Below are 17,757 nucleotides of genomic sequence, written 5' to 3' on the forward strand. Positions count from 1 at the left end.
CTTTTAAAAAAATTGATTAAGTCTTCGATCGATTAGTATTCGTCAGCTCCACGTGTCACCACGCTTCCACCTCGAACCTATTAACCTCGTCATCTTCGAGGGATCTTATAACCGAAGTTGGGAAATCTCATCTTGAGGGGGGCTTCATGCTTAGATGCTTTCAGCACTTATCCCGTCCATACATAGCTACCCAGCTATGCCGTTGGCACGACAACTGGTACACCAGAGGTATGTCCATCCCGGTCCTCTCGTACTAAGGACAGCTCCTCTCAAATTTCCTACGCCCACGACGGATAGGGACCGAACTGTCTCACGACGTTCTGAACCCAGCTCGCGTACCGCTTTAATGGGCGAACAGCCCAACCCTTGGGACCGACTACAGCCCCAGGATGCGATGAGCCGACATCGAGGTGCCAAACCTCCCCGTCGATGTGAACTCTTGGGGGAGATAAGCCTGTTATCCCCGGGGTAGCTTTTATCCGTTGAGCGATGGCCCTTCCATGCGGAACCACCGGATCACTAAGTCCGTCTTTCGACCCTGCTCGACTTGTAGGTCTCGCAGTCAAGCTCCCTTATGCCTTTACACTCTATGAATAATTTCCAACCATTCTGAGGGAACCTTTGAGCGCCTCCGTTACCTTTTAGGAGGCGACCGCCCCAGTCAAACTGCCCGCCTGACACTGTCTCCCACCACGATAAGTGGTGCGGGTTAGAAAGCCAACACAGCTAGGGTAGTATCCCACCAACGCCTCCACGTAAGCTAGCGCTCACGTTTCAAAGGCTCCTACCTATCCTGTACAAGCTGTGCCGAATTTCAATATCAGGCTACAGTAAAGCTCCACGGGGTCTTTCCGTCCTGTCGCGGGTAACCTGCATCTTCACAGGTACTATGATTTCACCGAGTCTCTCGTTGAGACAGTGCCCAAATCGTTACGCCTTTCGTGCGGGTCGGAACTTACCCGACAAGGAATTTCGCTACCTTAGGACCGTTATAGTTACGGCCGCCGTTTACTGGGGCTTCGATTCGTAGCTTCGCAGAAGCTAACCACTCCTCTTAACCTTCCAGCACCGGGCAGGCGTCAGCCCCTATACATCACCTTACGGTTTAGCAGAGACCTGTGTTTTTGATAAACAGTCGCTTGGGCCTATTCACTGCGGCTCTTCTGGGCGTGAACCCTAAAGAGCACCCCTTCTCCCGAAGTTACGGGGTCATTTTGCCGAGTTCCTTAACGAGAGTTCGCTCGCTCACCTTAGAATTCTCATCTTGACTACCTGTGTCGGTTTGCGGTACGGGCACCTGTTATCTATCTAGAGGCTTTTCTCGGCAGTGTGAAATCAACGACTCGAGGAAACAATTTCCTCTCCCCATCACAGCTCAGCCTTATGAGTGCCGGATTTGCCTAACACTCAGCCTTACTGCTTGGACGTGCACTCCAACAGCACGCTTCGCCTATCCTACTGCGTCCCCCCATCGATTAAAACGATACTAGGTGGTACAGGAATATCAACCTGTTATCCATCGCCTACGCCTGTCGGCCTCAGCTTAGGACCCGACTAACCCAGAGCGGACGAGCCTTCCTCTGGAAACCTTAGTCAATCGGTGGACGGGATTCTCACCCGTCTTTCGCTACTCACACCGGCATTCTCACTTCTAAGCGCTCCACATGTCCTTGCGATCATGCTTCGACGCCCTTAGAACGCTCTCCTACCATTGTCCAAAGGACAATCCACAGCTTCGGTAATATGTTTAGCCCCGGTACATTTTCGGCGCAGTGTCACTCGACTAGTGAGCTATTACGCACTCTTTAAATGATGGCTGCTTCTAAGCCAACATCCTAGTTGTCTGGGCAACGCCACATCCTTTTCCACTTAACATATATTTTGGGACCTTAGCTGGTGGTCTGGGCTGTTTCCCTTTCGAACACGGACCTTATCACCCATGTTCTGACTCCCAAGTTAAATTAATTGGCATTCGGAGTTTGTCTGAATTCGGTAACCCGAGAGGGGCCCCTCGTCCAAACAGTGCTCTACCTCCAATAATCATCACTTGAGGCTAGCCCTAAAGCTATTTCGGAGAGAACCAGCTATCTCCAAGTTCGATTGGAATTTCTCCGCTACCCTCAGTTCATCCGCTCACTTTTCAACGTAAGTCGGTTCGGTCCTCCATTCAGTGTTACCTGAACTTCAACCTGACCAAGGGTAGATCACCTGGTTTCGGGTCTACGACCAAATACTCAACGCCCTATTCAGACTCGCTTTCGCTGCGGCTCCACATTTGCTGCTTAACCTTGCATCAGATCGTAACTCGCCGGTTCATTCTACAAAAGGCACGCCATCACCCATTAACGGGCTCTGACTACTTGTAAGCACACGGTTTCAAGTTCTCTTTCACTCCCCTTCCGGGGTACTTTTCACCTTTCCCTCACGGTACTGGTTCACTATCGGTCACTAGAGAGTATTTAGCCTTAGGAGATGGTCCTCCCAGATTCCGACGGAATTTCACGTGCTCCGTCGTACTCAGGATCCACTCAAGAGAGAATATGTTTTCGACTACAGGATTATTACCTTCTTTGATTCATCTTTCCAGATGATTCGTCTAACATGTTCTTTTGTAACTCCGTATAGAGTGTCCTACAACCCCAACAAGCAAGCTTGTTGGTTTGGGCTCTTCCCGTTTCGCTCGCCGCTACTCAGGGAATCGATTTTTCTTTCTCTTCCTCCGGGTACTAAGATGTTTCAGTTCTCCGGGTCTGCCTTCTGACATGCTATGAATTCACATGTCGATAACATGACATAACTCATGCTGGGTTCCCCCATTCGGAAATCTCTGGATCAACGCTTACTTACAGCTACCCAAAGCATATCGTCGTTAGTAACGTCCTTCATCGGCTTCTAGTGCCAAGGCATCCACCGTGCGCCCTTAATAACTTAATCTATGTTTCCACCATATTTTGAATAACAATTCAAAATAAATAGCTAAAACTAGTTATTAATCTTGTGAGTGTTCTTCCGAACACTAGCGATTATTTATGAATTCAAGCTTATTTAAAACTCTATTCACTCGGTTTTGCTTGGTAAAATCTTACTTACTTATCTAGTTTTCAATGTACAAAGAATGTTAATAAACATTCAAAACTGAATACAATATGTCACGTTATTCCTCATCTTCGTAGAAGATGTTCCGAATATATCCTTAGAAAGGAGGTGATCCAGCCGCACCTTCCGATACGGCTACCTTGTTACGACTTCACCCCAATCATTTGTCCCACCTTCGACGGCTAGCTCCAAATGGTTACTCCACCGGCTTCGGGTGTTACAAACTCTCGTGGTGTGACGGGCGGTGTGTACAAGACCCGGGAACGTATTCACCGTAGCATGCTGATCTACGATTACTAGCGATTCCAGCTTCATATAGTCGAGTTGCAGACTACAATCCGAACTGAGAACAACTTTATGGGATTTGCTTGACCTCGCGGTTTCGCTGCCCTTTGTATTGTCCATTGTAGCACGTGTGTAGCCCAAATCATAAGGGGCATGATGATTTGACGTCATCCCCACCTTCCTCCGGTTTGTCACCGGCAGTCAACTTAGAGTGCCCAACTTAATGATGGCAACTAAGCTTAAGGGTTGCGCTCGTTGCGGGACTTAACCCAACATCTCACGACACGAGCTGACGACAACCATGCACCACCTGTCACTCTGTCCCCCGAAGGGGAAAACTCTATCTCTAGAGGGGTCAGAGGATGTCAAGATTTGGTAAGGTTCTTCGCGTTGCTTCGAATTAAACCACATGCTCCACCGCTTGTGCGGGTCCCCGTCAATTCCTTTGAGTTTCAACCTTGCGGTCGTACTCCCCAGGCGGAGTGCTTAATGCGTTAGCTGCAGCACTAAGGGGCGGAAACCCCCTAACACTTAGCACTCATCGTTTACGGCGTGGACTACCAGGGTATCTAATCCTGTTTGATCCCCACGCTTTCGCACATCAGCGTCAGTTACAGACCAGAAAGTCGCCTTCGCCACTGGTGTTCCTCCATATCTCTGCGCATTTCACCGCTACACATGGAATTCCACTTTCCTCTTCTGCACTCAAGTTTTCCAGTTTCCAATGACCCTCCACGGTTGAGCCGTGGGCTTTCACATCAGACTTAAAAAACCGCCTACGCGCGCTTTACGCCCAATAATTCCGGATAACGCTTGCCACCTACGTATTACCGCGGCTGCTGGCACGTAGTTAGCCGTGGCTTTCTGATTAGGTACCGTCAAGACGTGCATAGTTACTTACACATTTGTTCTTCCCTAATAACAGAGTTTTACGATCCGAAGACCTTCATCACTCACGCGGCGTTGCTCCGTCAGGCTTTCGCCCATTGCGGAAGATTCCCTACTGCTGCCTCCCGTAGGAGTCTGGACCGTGTCTCAGTTCCAGTGTGGCCGATCACCCTCTCAGGTCGGCTACGCATCGTTGCCTTGGTAAGCCGTTACCTTACCAACTAGCTAATGCGGCGCGGATCCATCTATAAGTGACAGCAAAACCGTCTTTCACTATTGAACCATGCGGTTCAATATGTTATCCGGTATTAGCTCCGGTTTCCCGAAGTTATCCCAGTCTTATAGGTAGGTTATCCACGTGTTACTCACCCGTCCGCCGCTAACGTCAGAGGAGCAAGCTCCTCGTCTGTTCGCTCGACTTGCATGTATTAGGCACGCCGCCAGCGTTCATCCTGAGCCAGGATCAAACTCTCCATAAAAAATTATGATGTTTGATTAGCTCATAAATACTAAATAGTTTGTAACGTTTCGTTACTGTTTATTGGAATTAACGTTGACATATTGTCATTCAGTTTTCAATGTTCATTAATAATTAAATAAATGGTGGAGACTAGCGGGATCGAACCGCTGACCTCCTGCGTGCAAAGCAGGCGCTCTCCCAGCTGAGCTAAGCCCCCATTATCAAAAGAAATCGGGAAGACAGGATTCGAACCTGCGACCCCTTGGTCCCAAACCAAGTGCTCTACCAAGCTGAGCTACTTCCCGTATGTAAATTAAATCGATACATAAAATGGCGCGCCCGATAGGAGTCGAACCCATAACCTCTTGATCCGTAGTCAAACGCTCTATCCAGTTGAGCTACGGGCGCAGTGTAAGAAAGATGGTGCCGAGGACCGGAATCGAACCGGTACGGTGATCTCTCACCGCAGGATTTTAAGTCCTGTGCGTCTGCCAGTTCCGCCACCCCGGCACTATAAATGATGGAGCGGAAGACGGGATTCGAACCCGCGACCCCCACCTTGGCAAGGTGGTGTTCTACCACTGAACTACTTCCGCGTTTTCAAGAAATCGTAATGAGCCATAGAGGATTCGAACCTCTGACCCTCTGATTAAAAGTCAGATGCTCTACCAACTGAGCTAATGGCTCAAAAGATGGTGCCGGCCAGAGGACTTGAACCCCCAACCTACTGATTACAAGTCAGTTGCTCTACCAATTGAGCTAGGCCGGCTATAAATGGTGGAGAATGACGGGTTCGAACCGCCGACCCTCTGCTTGTAAGGCAGATGCTCTCCCAGCTGAGCTAATTCTCCACATTATATTGCCTGGCAACGTCCTACTCTAGCGAAACGTCAGTCCGACTACCATCGGCGCTAAGGAGCTTAACTTCTGTGTTCGGCATGGGAACAGGTGTGACCTCCTTGCCATTGTCACCAGACAAAATTAACTTACTTAATTAATGATACACACTTTTCAAAGCTAATGCAACGGTTAATTTTACACTTTGTTAAAATTTTCTTTGCAATTGCATAACATATCGTTCTCGTTTTTGACGACTTTTATATGTTACTTCACTTATCAATATATGTCAACACTTTTTATGCTATTTTGATATTTTTTGTATCAAATAGAGAAATTCTCTCTTTTCACTTCAAATATTCTAGCATATATTAGTTTTGATTGCTATATGACTATTTTAGCAATTTTGTTATATAATCCTCTATTTATAACTTTATACATCTTTCTCCTTATATGTATTCTTATTCGAGTTTAATCCGTAATTTTTCACGGGCATAATTTCAAGCTAGAAAAATAGGCGCTGCCTTTAAATATTAAGAAGGCAGCGCCAAAACATAATCAATACAATTAAATTTGTAAACATTATGATGGTTTGTAATTTTAAACAATTATCACTAATATAATCTATTTTTGTCTCATGTATGGGAATAGTAATACGTCTCTAATTGACGGTGAATCAGTTAATAGCATTACCAATCTGTCTATACCGATACCTAGACCCCCAGTTGGAGGCATTCCGTACTCTAATGCTTCGATGTAATCTTCATCCATATCATGCGCTTCATCATTTCCTTGTTCTTTTTCAACAAGTTGCGCTTCAAAACGTTGACGTTGATCAATCGGGTCGTTTAATTCCGTGAAGGCATTTGCATGCTCTCTTCCTACAATAAATAATTCAAAACGATCAGTAAATCTTTCATCATTTGGATTTTTCTTTGCTAACGGTGAAATTTCAATAGGGTGTCCATAAATAAACGTTGGTTGAATAAGTGTTTCTTCAACTTTCTGTTCAAAAAATTCATTTAATATATGGCCATATTTCATATTTTCAGTAATTTCAATATCATGTTCTTTTGCTAATCTAATCGCTTCTTCATCAGAATTAACATTATAAAAATCTACACCGGTAGCTTCTTTAACAGCATCAACAATGTGAAGTCGTTTCCATGAAGATTCTAAATCAATTTCTTCACCATTATATTGTACTTTAGCTGACCCAAAAACTTCTTGAGCAATATGTCTGACCATATTTTCAGTTAAATCCATTATATCATGATAATCAGCATAAGCTTCATACAATTCAATCATTGTAAATTCAGGGTTATGTCTTGTAGACACACCTTCATTACGAAAGACTCTGCCTATCTCGTAGACTTTTTCAAGACCTCCGACAATTAATCTTTTCAAATGTAGTTCTATAGCTATACGCATATAAAGAGTAGCATCTAAAGCGTTATGATGCGTAACAAATGGTCTTGCAGCAGCACCTCCAGCAATTTGGTGCATCATTGGTGTTTCTACTTCCAAGAATCCTTGTTTATTTAAATAGTTTCTCATTTCTTGAATTATTTTACTACGATTAATAAACGTTTGCGTACTATCTTCATTTGTAATTAAATCTAAATAACGTTGTCGATATCTTTGTTCTATGTCTTGTAAACCATGGAACTTATCAGGTAAAGGTCGTAATGATTTGGATAGTAAAGTAAACGACTTAGCTTTGACAGAAATCTCGCCCGTATTAGTTTTAAACATGACACCTTCAACACCTATAATGTCACCTAAGTCAGCCATTTTCCAAATGTTAAATTGATCATCTCCAACTTGATCTTTTCTTACATAAATTTGAATTTGACCTTTCAAGTCTTGAATATGTGCAAATCCCGCTTTACCTTTACCACGTTTAGTCATAAGACGACCTGCAATTGACACGTGGCTTTCGTCTTCTTTTTCATGCAATTCTTCCTTAGAGAATTGGTCCCACTGTTCTTTTAACTCACTTGAAGTAGATGAGCGATCGAATCGATGACCAAAAGGATCAATCCCTAAATCAATTAATTCTTGTAATTTTTGACGACGAACTTGCATTTGGTCGTTCATTTCTTCTGACATAAAATTCTCTCCTTTGAACTTTGATTTATCAATTTATTGTTCCATGTCTTTCTGTTGAAAACTTTAGGAGCTATATATTGTTTCCCAATCAGTTTTAATTTATATTTAAGCCTTTCATTATTTCCTTCTTATCTTCATATGTATTGTTATTCCATGAAGGTTGATATTGCATCTAATCAAAGCAAATATGCTCACTTTATTATTCTACAAGACCATCAAAATGTAATAAAGTAATTTATATTTTCATCGAATAGTTGCAAGCTTTATAAACTTATTGATTAGCAATATATGAATTTCTTTCATTAAAAGTTTCATTTAAGTTTTAAAACCATATTACTATACTTTATTAATCCTTATATTTTTTCACGCTATTATCAGTTACTACTAGTTGCCCGATACTTTTATTAGAGATCGGTTCTATTTGGTTAGTAGCTATATCATTTAATGGGATAAGAACAAACGAACGTTCTTTCATTCTAGGGTGCGGCACCGATAAATTATCTTGTTCAATAATTTGATCACCAAACAACAGTATATCTACATCTAAAGTTCTAGGCCCCCAACGTATTTCTCTTTTACGATGAAGTTGTTGTTCCGTTGCTAAACAACATTTTAACAAAGATTGTGGATTCAATTCAGTTTCTATCTCAATGCACAAGTTTAAGAATTTCGGTTGATTAGTATATCCCACTGGTTCAGTCTCATAAATATGAGAAACTTGCGTTACTTGAATACCTTGATAAGCATGAAGTATTTTAATAGCCTCATTGAGTTGTAGTTCTCTATTTCCAATATTGCTCCCTAATCCTAAATAAGCTTTAACCATTTAGTCATTCTCCCTCACTATTTCAATCCCAACACCATCGTAATGACCAGGAATAGGTGGGTTTTCTTTAGTGATTCTAACTTTCGTTTCCATTACACGATTATAGTGTGAATTTATATGTTTTGCAATACGTTCAGCCAGATGCTCAATTAAGCATGAACGTGGACCTTCAACAATAGACTTTACATCTTTATAAACCTCTCCATAATTTACAGTATCTTTTACATCATCTGATTGACCTGCATAACTAAGATCAACCTTTAAAGTGATATCAACAACAAAAATTTGTCCAATATCGTTTTCTGCAGCTAAAACTCCATGATAACCATAAAAACGCATTCCATTAAGAAAGATGATGTCGTTCATATTCATTCTCCTTTAGAAAATCCATACTTTGGGCTAGTCGCGTATTTAATAATACATTATGAACTCGAACCCCACGAACGCCTTTCATTATACCATAAGCCGTTGTAGCTGCAGTTGCCTCGTCTCTATCCGAAGGAGAAGATTCTTGATTCATCATTTCTTTAATGTATCTTTTTCGACTTGTTGCAAGTAAAACTGGATAGTCGGTCGCTACCAATTCATCTAATCTTGCCATTACCTCATTTTCTTCTTCTCGTGTTTTAGCAAAACCTATTCCAGGATCTAACCAGATTTTATTATGTGGTATACCGGCCAATTCAGCCTTATTCGCTTGTGCAAGTAATGATACAAGCATCTCTTCAACAACAGGTTCATCTCTATAACCATCACCATTATGCATAAGTACAATTTCAGCACCGTACTTAGATACCACATTAAACATATTCGAATCAAATAGGCCTGCCCACTGATCATTAATCATTGAAACACCAAGTTTAAGACAAGCTTCTGCAACTTCACTTCGAAATGTATCAACCGAAATTTGCACATCATATTTAACGATAGACTCAACCACAGGTAATACACGATTCATCTCTTCTTTAAGCGATACTTCTTTAAGCGATACTTCTTTATGACCTGGTCGTGTTGAGATACCTCCAACGTCTATAATGTCTACACCCTCATCTATCATCTCTTTAGCACGCTTCACAGCTTGATCAACTGAGTTGTACTGTCCTCCGTCAGAAAATGAGTCAGGTGTCACATTTAATATCCCCATTATTTTTGTTTTAATCATAATTTCACCTTTTTCAATAACAAAATCTTAAATCTTTTTTAATTTTCAATAATAACTACTTTACTAAACACATCTGCTACTTCATGATATCATTCATTTCAATAAGTTTTGAGTATATATTATCGTCATATTAAAAAAGGTAGTCTATCTTATATAGAAGCTACAATATTGATTAGTCTGATTAAATAAAAAAACGAAGATTTATTTTATAAAAAGTTTAAAAATCAACGTGAAATACACGCTATCTTAAAACTTTAGAAACAAATCTTCGTCCAAAATGATTTTTAGTTTAATTTTTAATTATCAAATGAATATAATGGTGTTGATAAGTAACGTTCCCCATTACTTGGTAATACTGTTACAACTGTTTTACCTTTACCTAATTCTTTTGCTTTTTGAATCGCAGCATATATTGCAGCACCAGATGAAATACCTGCTAATATACCTTCTTCTCTAGCCACACGACGTGCCATATCCATAGCAGTATCATTACCTACTTTGATGATGCTGTCATAAACTTCAGTATTTAAAGTGTCAGGTACGAAACCTGCTCCCAATCCTTGCAATTTATGAGGACCTGGTTCACCACCGCTTAATACTGGAGAAGCTTCAGGTTCAATAGCTACAATTTCCACATTTGGATATTCTTTCTTCAATACTTTACCAACACCAGATAACGTACCACCAGTTCCTACACCAGCTAAAAATGCATCAATTTGTCGACCTTCAAATTGTTCAACTAGTTCTGGTCCAGTTGTAAGTTCATGAATTTCAGGGTTTGCTGGATTTTCGAATTGTTGTGGTTCAAAATAGCCGTGCTCTTCTTTTAATTCTTTAGCTTTTTTTATAGCACCTTTCATAGCTTCTGAACCTGGTGTTAATACTAGCTCAGCACCATAAGCTTTTAATAAATTGCGGCGCTCTTGACTCATTGTTTCAGGCATTGTAAAAACTGCTTTGTATCCCTTGGCAGCACATACAAACGCTAGACCAATACCAGTGTTACCACTCGTAGGCTCAACGATTGTATCACCAGGTTTAATTTTCCCTTCACGTTCAGCTTTTTCAATCATCGCTAAAGCGATACGATCTTTTACTGAACCACCTGGGTTTTGATATTCTAATTTAACGTAGATATCAGCTGCATCATCATCAACAACGTTTCTTAATTTGACTACAGGTGTATTCCCAATAATTTGTGTAACATAATCTACAGGTTTTTGTGCCATCCAAAACACTCCTTTAAGTTTTACAATTTATCAATGCTTAGTTTTTCTATCGGATATAACCTTATTCTATCAGAATTTTCTAAAAAGACAAACCGTATAGTCTTACTATAAATAAAACTATATACTACTTTAGTCTTTACTATAAGACATTTCCTACAAAAGACTAAGTTAAACGTAAAAAAAGATAGTCGAACGAAAGTAAGGACAACAAATAATCCTCTATTTCGACGACTTCTACATTACTCTACGACAATCTTCTATTAAAATTGAGCGCACAACTTTTAAAATTTATTATCTAGTTTTTTTATAAATAATATTAACTCATCATTTCTTGAGCTATTTCATTGTTTCTAATAAATCTTCTAATTCACTTTCACTATACTGATATTTATTACCACAGAAGTGACATACAGCTTCAGCTCCATGATCCTCTTTAATCATGCTATGAATTTCTGCCTCTCCTAAACCTTTAATAGCATTTAAAAATTTTTCATGACTACAATTACATTCAAATTGCGCTGATGTTGAATTTAAAATTTGAACGTTACCTTCACCTAAAATTTCATTTAATATTCCTTCAGGTGTAAGTCCTTGCTCAATTAATTTCGATACAGGTTGCATTTGACTAATGGCTTCTTCTAGTTTAGTCACTGTTTCATCAGTAGCACCTGGCATAACTTGAATAATAAATCCTCCAGCTGCTTTGATTGAGTTGTCTGGATTAACTAATACACCCAACCCTACTGATGATGGTGTTTGTTCACTTGTGGCATAGTAGTATGTGAAATCATCTCCTAGCTCACCTGATACTATTGGACTCGCACCAGAAAAGTAGTCTTTCATTCCAACATCTTTAACAACCTGAATAGAACCATCAGTACCGACTGCTCGTCGTACATCCAATTTACCTTGATCGTTGAGTGGAAAATGCGTTTGTGGATGGTCTACATATGCACGAACATTTCCTTGAGCATCTGCGTCAGCTATAATTCTGCCAATTGGGCCTTTGCCATCAACAGTAACTGTTAGCTTTTGATTTCCTTTTAACATTGCACCCATCATAACAGTAGCTGTCATAGTTCTTCCCATAGCAGCAGAAGCAGTAGGCCATGTATAATGACGTGTTTGTGCTTCTTGTACTGACTCTGTTGTGATTGCAGCATATGCTCTAACTTCACCACCGTATGCTAAACCTCTCACTATATAATCATGTGTCATTGTTAAATCTCCTTTTTAAAAATAATCTATAATTTAAAACTTTTTATTTTTTAATACTGGTTGATTATTATACATCTCTTATTGACTAATATGAAATCTATTGCTCATACATGTTTATTGAGTAACATCACCATGAGAGATGATAACAATATTTTTACCAAAAGTTTAAAAATGTATTGATATAAACTATACATAAAAAAGTCCCTTTTCACTCAATTCATACATGAGCAAAAAGAGACTTACTAAAACTTGTACTATTGTCTATGATTTGGGTCGTTAGGATTGTATGGTTTATCGATGTTCGGAGATTGTTGATGACCTGGTTCATTCGTATGTGAAGTATTATCAGCTTCACTGTCTGTGTTGTCTTGATTTACTTCATCTTTTTCATGGTTGTCATCATCTTCTTTATCGTCATCTTCTAACTGTTCTTTACGAATGTCATTGTATGATTTCCCATACTTTCCATCACTATAATCACTATTTTCATTTTTCACAACTTTTGCAGAGTCATAATCTACTTCTGGTAAAACACCATCATAGAATAATGATTGAATTTGTTCTGCAACTAATGTTTCTTCTGTAAGTAGTGTTTTAGCAATTAGTTTAAGTTGTTCTTCATGTTCTAACAAGATTTGTTTACAACGTTCATATTGCTCTTTAACAATTCGTTGAACTTCTTTGTCAATTTCATAAGCAATTTGACCAGAATAGTTTGGCTCACCTTGCATATCTTTACCAAGGAATACTTGTCCACCACTATTGCTTGAGAATTGTAATGGTCCTAATTTCTTACTCATACCATATTCTGTAACCATAGATCTTGCAATTTGCGTTGCTCGTTCAAAGTCATTCGAAGCACCTGTTGATACTTCACCAAAGTTAATATCCTCAGATACTCGTCCACCTAATAAACCACATATTTTGTCGAGTAATTCTGGTTCTGTCATTAAGAAGCGATCTTGTTTTGGTAACATCATTGCATAACCGCCTGCTTGTCCACGAGGGACAATTGTTACCTTGTGTACAATTTCAGCTTCATCAAGCACCATACCGATGATAGTATGACCTGCTTCGTGATGCGCTACAATATTACGTTCTTTTTCAGAAATTACACGAGATTTTTTAGCTGGACCTGCAATAACACGGTCAGTTGCTTCTTCAATATCGCGCATATCAATTTTATTTTTACCCTCACGTGCTGCAATTAAAGAAGCCTCATTTAGCAAGTTCTCTAAGTCTGCACCAGAAAAACCTGGCGTTCTTTGAGAAATAGCTTTTAAATCTACTGTTTCATCAAGAGGTTTATTTTTCGCATGCACATGAAGAATTGCTTCACGACCTTTAACATCTGGGCGTCCAACTTGAATTTGTCTATCAAAGCGACCAGGACGTAACAATGCAGGATCTAAGATATCTGGGCGGTTTGTAGCCGCAATCATAATAATACCTTCATTTTCTCCAAAGCCATCCATCTCAACTAATAGTTGGTTTAATGTTTGTTCACGCTCATCATGACCGCCACCTACACCTGCACCACGTTGACGTCCAACAGCATCAATTTCATCAATAAAAATGATACATGGGGCATTTTTCTTAGCATTTTCGAATAAATCACGAACACGACTCGCACCAACACCAACAAACATCTCAACGAAATCAGATCCACTGATTGAGAAGAATGGTGCACCAGCTTCACCTGCAACCGCACGTGCTAATAATGTTTTACCTGTACCTGGAGGCCCAACGAGTAAGACACCTTTCGGAATTCTTGAACCCATTTGTTTAAATTTCTTGTTATCTTTTAAGAAATCTACAATTTCTATTAATTCTTGTTTCTCTTCGTCAGCACCTGCTACATCTGAGAAACGAACTCGACGTTTATTACTGTCGTACATTTTAGCTTTGGATTTTCCAAAGTTCATCATACGACCACCGCCGCCACCACCTTGGGCTTGGCTAAGGAAGAAAATAAATAATAATGCAATGATTAATACAGGAATCAGTGTCGTTAGAATACTAACGAATACACTTTGTTTTTCTTCTTCTTTAACTGTAAATTTAAGATTATCTTGTTTCTTAGCTGTATCTGTGATTTTTTGTAAATCTTTTTCATTGTTATATAAAATTGTCGATGAGTAATCTTCATCTTTTTTAGTTTTACCACTTACCATATATACGTTTTGCTCTGGTTGAATTTCTAAAGTTTTTAAATCGCCTTTATTCAACTTATTAACAAACTGAGTATATGTAAGTTGTTTTGGCATATTCCCATTTCCATTTAAAAATGAAAAGAGGCCAAATATAATAACGCCAATAATTGCGATAACTAGCACATTGCGAAAAGCTTTCTGCATGCGTCATTTCCTCCTACTTCCAATAATAAAACTAACAAAAATTGTAACACAACACTTTATATTCAGGCTAGTATTTCAACTTTAGTATTGCTTCTACAATTTTGTCGATTTTAAAATGCATTATTCTTTGTTTACTATCTATTAACATTAATTATCTTAATAGTATTAATCAATACATAACACTTTTGAATTGTTACTTTGAGTCTACACTAAATCTACGCATAGTTCATTATACTAACATACTTATTAATTAATACAGATCCAATTTTAAAATCTATTTAGAATAAACTTCTGCTTTTAGTGTGCCTATGTATGGCAGATTTCTATATAACTCACGATAATCTAAACCATAACCAACTACAAATTCATCTGGAATCTTTTTGCCAACATATTTTGCTTCGATATCAGCTTTGCGACGGTTAGGTTTATCTAACAATGTAGCTATTTCTAAAGAGTTAACTTTACGTGATTGCAATAACTCTGTAATAGATTTTAAAGTTGTACCAGTTTCTAATATATCTTCAATTATAAGTACGTCTTTATTTTCTATAGAAGCACCTAAATCTTTCAATATTTGAACTTCCCCAGTCGATTCCGTTCCACCATGATAACTTGAAACATCCATAAAATCGATTGATAAATGTGTATCAATACGTTTAATTAAGTCTGCCATAAACATGACTGATCCCTTCAAAATACCAATACAAACGAGTGGGCGATCTTTATAATCCTCAGTAATGATAGCTCCCATCTCTTTACAAATATTTTGAATGTCTTCTTCCGATAACAAAACATTCTTTAAATCCTTATGCATTATAATTCATCTCCATTATTCGAAATCAAAATAAATTCTTTAAAATTTTCTTTAACATATAAATCGCCAATAGCTAACACTGCATTTTCTTGATTAATAATGAGTGGGATGCGCTGACGTTCAGCAAGAGTCACTTTTTTATCGATAAATAAACGACTCACTTTTTTATGACCTTTTTGACCATTTAATTTAAACACATCACCATTTTGTCGGACACGCACAGTAAGTGGATATAAATGTTGTGGTAAGTCAGGATGAATATCAATTTGATAATCATTAAATTCATATGTACCTGGCTTTCTAATACATATACGTTTTAATATATATTGACCCATTTCACTTTTAGCCATTATTATTAATTTATCATATGCAATTTGAATTATCCATTCATCTGTTACGTGAATATTAAATTGAGATTTATCATTTCTAATCTGTTCAAACCACTCGTCATAAGCGTGTTGTGGCATTGCTAAATGACGGTCTAATTTTTCGAATAACAAATCCATAACTACGCTTTTGATATTCACATTCAATTCATTAAAAGCAGTTCTGGAAAAGGAATAGGTTAAATTACTCTTTGAAACTTCGTTACTGATAAACGTTTCAGCTTGTTCTTTTAACGATTGCAATTCAATATCATGCCAATCCTTAAGTTTGAGTAACTGATACGCGTTTAAATGCGGGTTCTCGTTAATTGCAGGTATGATGCGTTGTCTAATGTCATTTCTAACATATTTTCTATCTTGATTAGACATGTCCTCATAGTATGGAATTTGGTTCGCATGCTGATACGCTAATATTTCAGTTTTTTTTAAATTTAACATAGGACGATAAACTTTGTATTGATTAAAATATGACTCATATGTCATACCTAATGAATTACGTGTTGATCTCCCTGTAAACAAACGATATATAATCGTTTCAAGTTGATCATCAAGATGATGAGCTGTTAACAATACATCTGCTCTTAATTGAGATATGATATCTCCAAACCATTCATAACGACGTTGACGCGCTTCTTGTTGAATACTATTACCGTCTGCTACAATATCACTTAAGTCTAAACGCTTTATATAAATGTCAATATGATGTTGTTGGCAATACTCTCTCAAAAACGCTTCTTCTTCATATGACTGTTCACGCAATCCGTGATTAACATGAACACATGTTAATTTACGATATGTATGTTGATAGTCGTTTAATAAGCTATATAATAAACTCATACTATCAATGCCTGTTGAGACAGCCACAACAATATGTGCTTTTTTAGACCAACCATCTGTCTTGATATTCATTTATTCACCTCGTTACTTTAAATGATGCCACTAAATTGAATTCTACGTGATACAATTAAATCCGTCTTCCATAACGTAATATCGCTTACTCAACATCAACAAAAATAGGAGTAGGAGAGAATTCAAAGTAATATAATTGAATTCTACCTCCCACCCCATGTGGATGTTGCATATGTTTAATCAAGGACTAAACATCATCGTAGTGTCTTCCCACTATTTGTCAAAGTACTAAAGACATCATCACTCTGACTTTAACGGTCGTTTAATCTATATCATATTAACGTCTAGAACCTTTACCGCCTCTGCGTGATTCTGTTTGACGCTTAATTGACGTTAATTTATCTTCACTATCTTTTAAGAAGTTACTTAATTTTTTCTCAAAGTCTTCAGTTTTTTGAACTGGTTTACCGTGATTAGCTTTATTGTGACGAGGCTTGCGAGGGCGGTCTTTAGCTTTTTTTATCGATAAACTAATTTTACCATCATCCGCGATTGATAAAACTTTAACTTCTACTTCGTCACCTACTGATAAGTGGTCTTCAACATTTTCAACATAATTGTCGGCAACTTCACTGATATGAACTAAACCACTTTTTCCTTCAGGTAATTCTACAAATGCACCAAACTTTTTGATACCTGTAACTTTACCTTTAAGCTTGTTTCCTACTTCGATTGACATTTTCTAAATAAATCCTCCTGGTTAGATTCGATTTTATCCTTATTATATTCCTGTTCACGTAATTTCACAATGATATAATCATATTATTTTATTCTAATTGCCTTTTTCGTTTGAAGTCTTTGACTGAGAGGATTTTTTATCATCAGGTAATCTAAAGATGACTTCACCTTTATTACTTAAATAATAATCATCTCTCGCTATTTTCTCGATATAGTCTTTATCATTTAAATTATTAAGTTTCTCTTTTAAAGCAATTTCTTCATCTTGTTGTTTTTGAAACTCAGTTTCTTTCTCTTTTCTTTCAACTGCATCTTGATCGTTACTATGTCTTTGAATGACAAGCAATACAAGTAGAATGAGGATAATCGCTAAAAGAATACCTCCGAATAAAGCAATACGTCTACGTACAACACGCATTTTCATTTTTTGTCGTTGTTTTTTCTTATTTTCTTGTGACGTATATTGGTTACCGATATGTTCTACTTTTTTATTCATTGCT

Annotated in this window: 11 protein-coding genes, 8 tRNA genes and 3 rRNA genes; all 22 read right to left on the minus strand. The window is 38.3% G+C overall.

All coding sequences use genetic code 11. The features are described from left to right. Positions 1 to 12 precede the first annotated feature (12 nt). The 22 genes from NST35_RS11105 to divIC all read right to left on the minus strand — a co-directional run bounded on the left by NST35_RS11105 (position 13) and on the right by divIC (position 17,753). Positions 13 to 2,934 (minus strand): 23S ribosomal RNA (locus NST35_RS11105). A gap of 263 nt (positions 2,935 to 3,197) precedes the next feature. Continuing rightward, positions 3,198 to 4,748, minus strand: a 16S ribosomal RNA gene (locus tag NST35_RS11110). Positions 4,749 to 4,870: 122 nt separating this feature from the next. Beyond that, positions 4,871 to 4,946, minus strand: a tRNA-Ala gene (locus tag NST35_RS11115). Positions 4,947 to 4,960: 14 nt separating this feature from the next. Beyond that, positions 4,961 to 5,034: transfer RNA gene (locus NST35_RS11120), tRNA-Pro, on the minus strand. Between the two features lie 26 nt (positions 5,035 to 5,060). Beyond that, positions 5,061 to 5,137 (minus strand) — tRNA-Arg (locus NST35_RS11125). A gap of 13 nt (positions 5,138 to 5,150) precedes the next feature. Further along, positions 5,151 to 5,239: transfer RNA gene (locus NST35_RS11130), tRNA-Leu, on the minus strand. Positions 5,240 to 5,250: 11 nt separating this feature from the next. After that, positions 5,251 to 5,325: transfer RNA gene (locus NST35_RS11135), tRNA-Gly, on the minus strand. Positions 5,326 to 5,343: 18 nt separating this feature from the next. After that, positions 5,344 to 5,416, minus strand: a tRNA-Lys gene (locus NST35_RS11140). A gap of 6 nt (positions 5,417 to 5,422) precedes the next feature. Continuing rightward, a tRNA-Thr gene (locus tag NST35_RS11145) sits at positions 5,423 to 5,498 on the minus strand. A gap of 6 nt (positions 5,499 to 5,504) precedes the next feature. Beyond that, positions 5,505 to 5,580 (minus strand) — tRNA-Val (locus tag NST35_RS11150). 10 nt (positions 5,581 to 5,590) lie between these two features. After that, positions 5,591 to 5,705: ribosomal RNA gene (gene rrf / locus NST35_RS11155) — 5S ribosomal RNA — on the minus strand. Together the 16S, 23S and 5S rRNA genes with 8 tRNA genes alongside form the textbook arrangement of a ribosomal RNA operon. Positions 5,706 to 6,190: 485 nt before the next feature. Beyond that, the gene (gene lysS / locus NST35_RS11160) at positions 6,191 to 7,678 is read right to left on the minus strand and encodes a lysine--tRNA ligase (protein ID WP_002458687.1); all 1,488 of its coding nucleotides are present in this window, start codon (positions 7,676 to 7,678) and stop codon (positions 6,191 to 6,193) included. Between the two features lie 346 nt (positions 7,679 to 8,024). After that, positions 8,025 to 8,504: a 2-amino-4-hydroxy-6-hydroxymethyldihydropteridine diphosphokinase gene (gene folK / locus NST35_RS11165; protein ID WP_002458686.1), complete on the minus strand. Its 480-nt coding sequence runs from the start codon at positions 8,502 to 8,504 to the stop codon at positions 8,025 to 8,027. Beyond that, positions 8,505 to 8,870, minus strand: a complete 366-nt coding sequence (gene folB / locus NST35_RS11170) for a dihydroneopterin aldolase (RefSeq protein ID WP_001832204.1) — start codon at positions 8,868 to 8,870, stop codon at positions 8,505 to 8,507. Further along, positions 8,848 to 9,666 carry a dihydropteroate synthase gene (folP, locus tag NST35_RS11175; RefSeq protein WP_002458685.1) on the minus strand — a complete coding sequence of 273 codons (819 nt, stop codon included), beginning with the start codon at positions 9,664 to 9,666 and terminating at the stop codon, positions 8,848 to 8,850. The genes folB and folP overlap by 23 nt, the downstream gene beginning before the upstream one ends. Before the next feature lie 296 nt (positions 9,667 to 9,962). Then, entirely contained in the window at positions 9,963 to 10,895 is a 933-nt protein-coding gene (cysK, locus tag NST35_RS11180; protein WP_001832242.1) for a cysteine synthase A, read from the minus strand. 336 nt (positions 10,896 to 11,231) lie between these two features. Then, entirely contained in the window at positions 11,232 to 12,113 is an 882-nt protein-coding gene (hslO, locus tag NST35_RS11185) for an Hsp33 family molecular chaperone HslO (protein ID WP_002458684.1), read from the minus strand. A 254-nt stretch (positions 12,114 to 12,367) separates the two neighbouring features. Then, positions 12,368 to 14,470, minus strand: a complete 2,103-nt coding sequence (gene ftsH, locus NST35_RS11190; RefSeq protein WP_002458683.1) for an ATP-dependent zinc metalloprotease FtsH — start codon at positions 14,468 to 14,470, stop codon at positions 12,368 to 12,370. A 274-nt stretch (positions 14,471 to 14,744) separates the two neighbouring features. Then, positions 14,745 to 15,284, minus strand: a complete 540-nt coding sequence (gene hpt, locus NST35_RS11195) for a hypoxanthine phosphoribosyltransferase (protein WP_002458682.1) — start codon at positions 15,282 to 15,284, stop codon at positions 14,745 to 14,747. Then, positions 15,284 to 16,579, minus strand: coding sequence for a tRNA lysidine(34) synthetase TilS (gene tilS, locus NST35_RS11200; protein WP_002458681.1), 1,296 nt, complete (start codon positions 16,577 to 16,579; stop codon positions 15,284 to 15,286). The genes hpt and tilS overlap by 1 nt, the downstream gene beginning before the upstream one ends. A gap of 277 nt (positions 16,580 to 16,856) precedes the next feature. Continuing rightward, the gene (locus NST35_RS11205) at positions 16,857 to 17,258 is read right to left on the minus strand and encodes a S1 domain-containing RNA-binding protein (RefSeq protein ID WP_002447893.1); all 402 of its coding nucleotides are present in this window, start codon (positions 17,256 to 17,258) and stop codon (positions 16,857 to 16,859) included. A 93-nt stretch (positions 17,259 to 17,351) separates the two neighbouring features. Continuing rightward, positions 17,352 to 17,753, minus strand: a complete 402-nt coding sequence (divIC, locus tag NST35_RS11210) for a cell division protein DivIC (RefSeq protein ID WP_002458680.1) — start codon at positions 17,751 to 17,753, stop codon at positions 17,352 to 17,354. Positions 17,754 to 17,757: the final 4 nt, after the last annotated feature.

The organism is Staphylococcus sp. FSL W8-0304 (assembly GCF_038006565.1).
Taxonomy (GTDB): domain Bacteria; phylum Bacillota; class Bacilli; order Staphylococcales; family Staphylococcaceae; genus Staphylococcus; species Staphylococcus epidermidis.

What these genes read in the sequence shown, in the direction of transcription:
- hslO (WP_002458684.1), bottom strand. Translation starts at nt 12,113, where the DNA reads ATGACACATGATTATATAGTGAGAGGTTTAGCATACGGTGGTGAAGTT.
- ftsH (WP_002458683.1), bottom strand. Translation starts at nt 14,470, where the DNA reads ATGCAGAAAGCTTTTCGCAATGTGCTAGTTATCGCAATTATTGGCGTT.
- folP (WP_002458685.1), bottom strand. Translation starts at nt 9,666, where the DNA reads ATGATTAAAACAAAAATAATGGGGATATTAAATGTGACACCTGACTCA.
- folK (WP_002458686.1), bottom strand. Translation starts at nt 8,504, where the DNA reads ATGGTTAAAGCTTATTTAGGATTAGGGAGCAATATTGGAAATAGAGAA.
- lysS (WP_002458687.1), bottom strand. Translation starts at nt 7,678, where the DNA reads ATGTCAGAAGAAATGAACGACCAAATGCAAGTTCGTCGTCAAAAATTA.
- tilS (WP_002458681.1), bottom strand. Translation starts at nt 16,579, where the DNA reads ATGAATATCAAGACAGATGGTTGGTCTAAAAAAGCACATATTGTTGTG.
- folB (WP_001832204.1), bottom strand. Translation starts at nt 8,870, where the DNA reads ATGAACGACATCATCTTTCTTAATGGAATGCGTTTTTATGGTTATCAT.
- cysK (WP_001832242.1), bottom strand. Translation starts at nt 10,895, where the DNA reads ATGGCACAAAAACCTGTAGATTATGTTACACAAATTATTGGGAATACA.
- divIC (WP_002458680.1), bottom strand. Translation starts at nt 17,753, where the DNA reads ATGAATAAAAAAGTAGAACATATCGGTAACCAATATACGTCACAAGAA.
- NST35_RS11205 (WP_002447893.1), bottom strand. Translation starts at nt 17,258, where the DNA reads ATGTCAATCGAAGTAGGAAACAAGCTTAAAGGTAAAGTTACAGGTATC.
- hpt (WP_002458682.1), bottom strand. Translation starts at nt 15,284, where the DNA reads ATGCATAAGGATTTAAAGAATGTTTTGTTATCGGAAGAAGACATTCAA.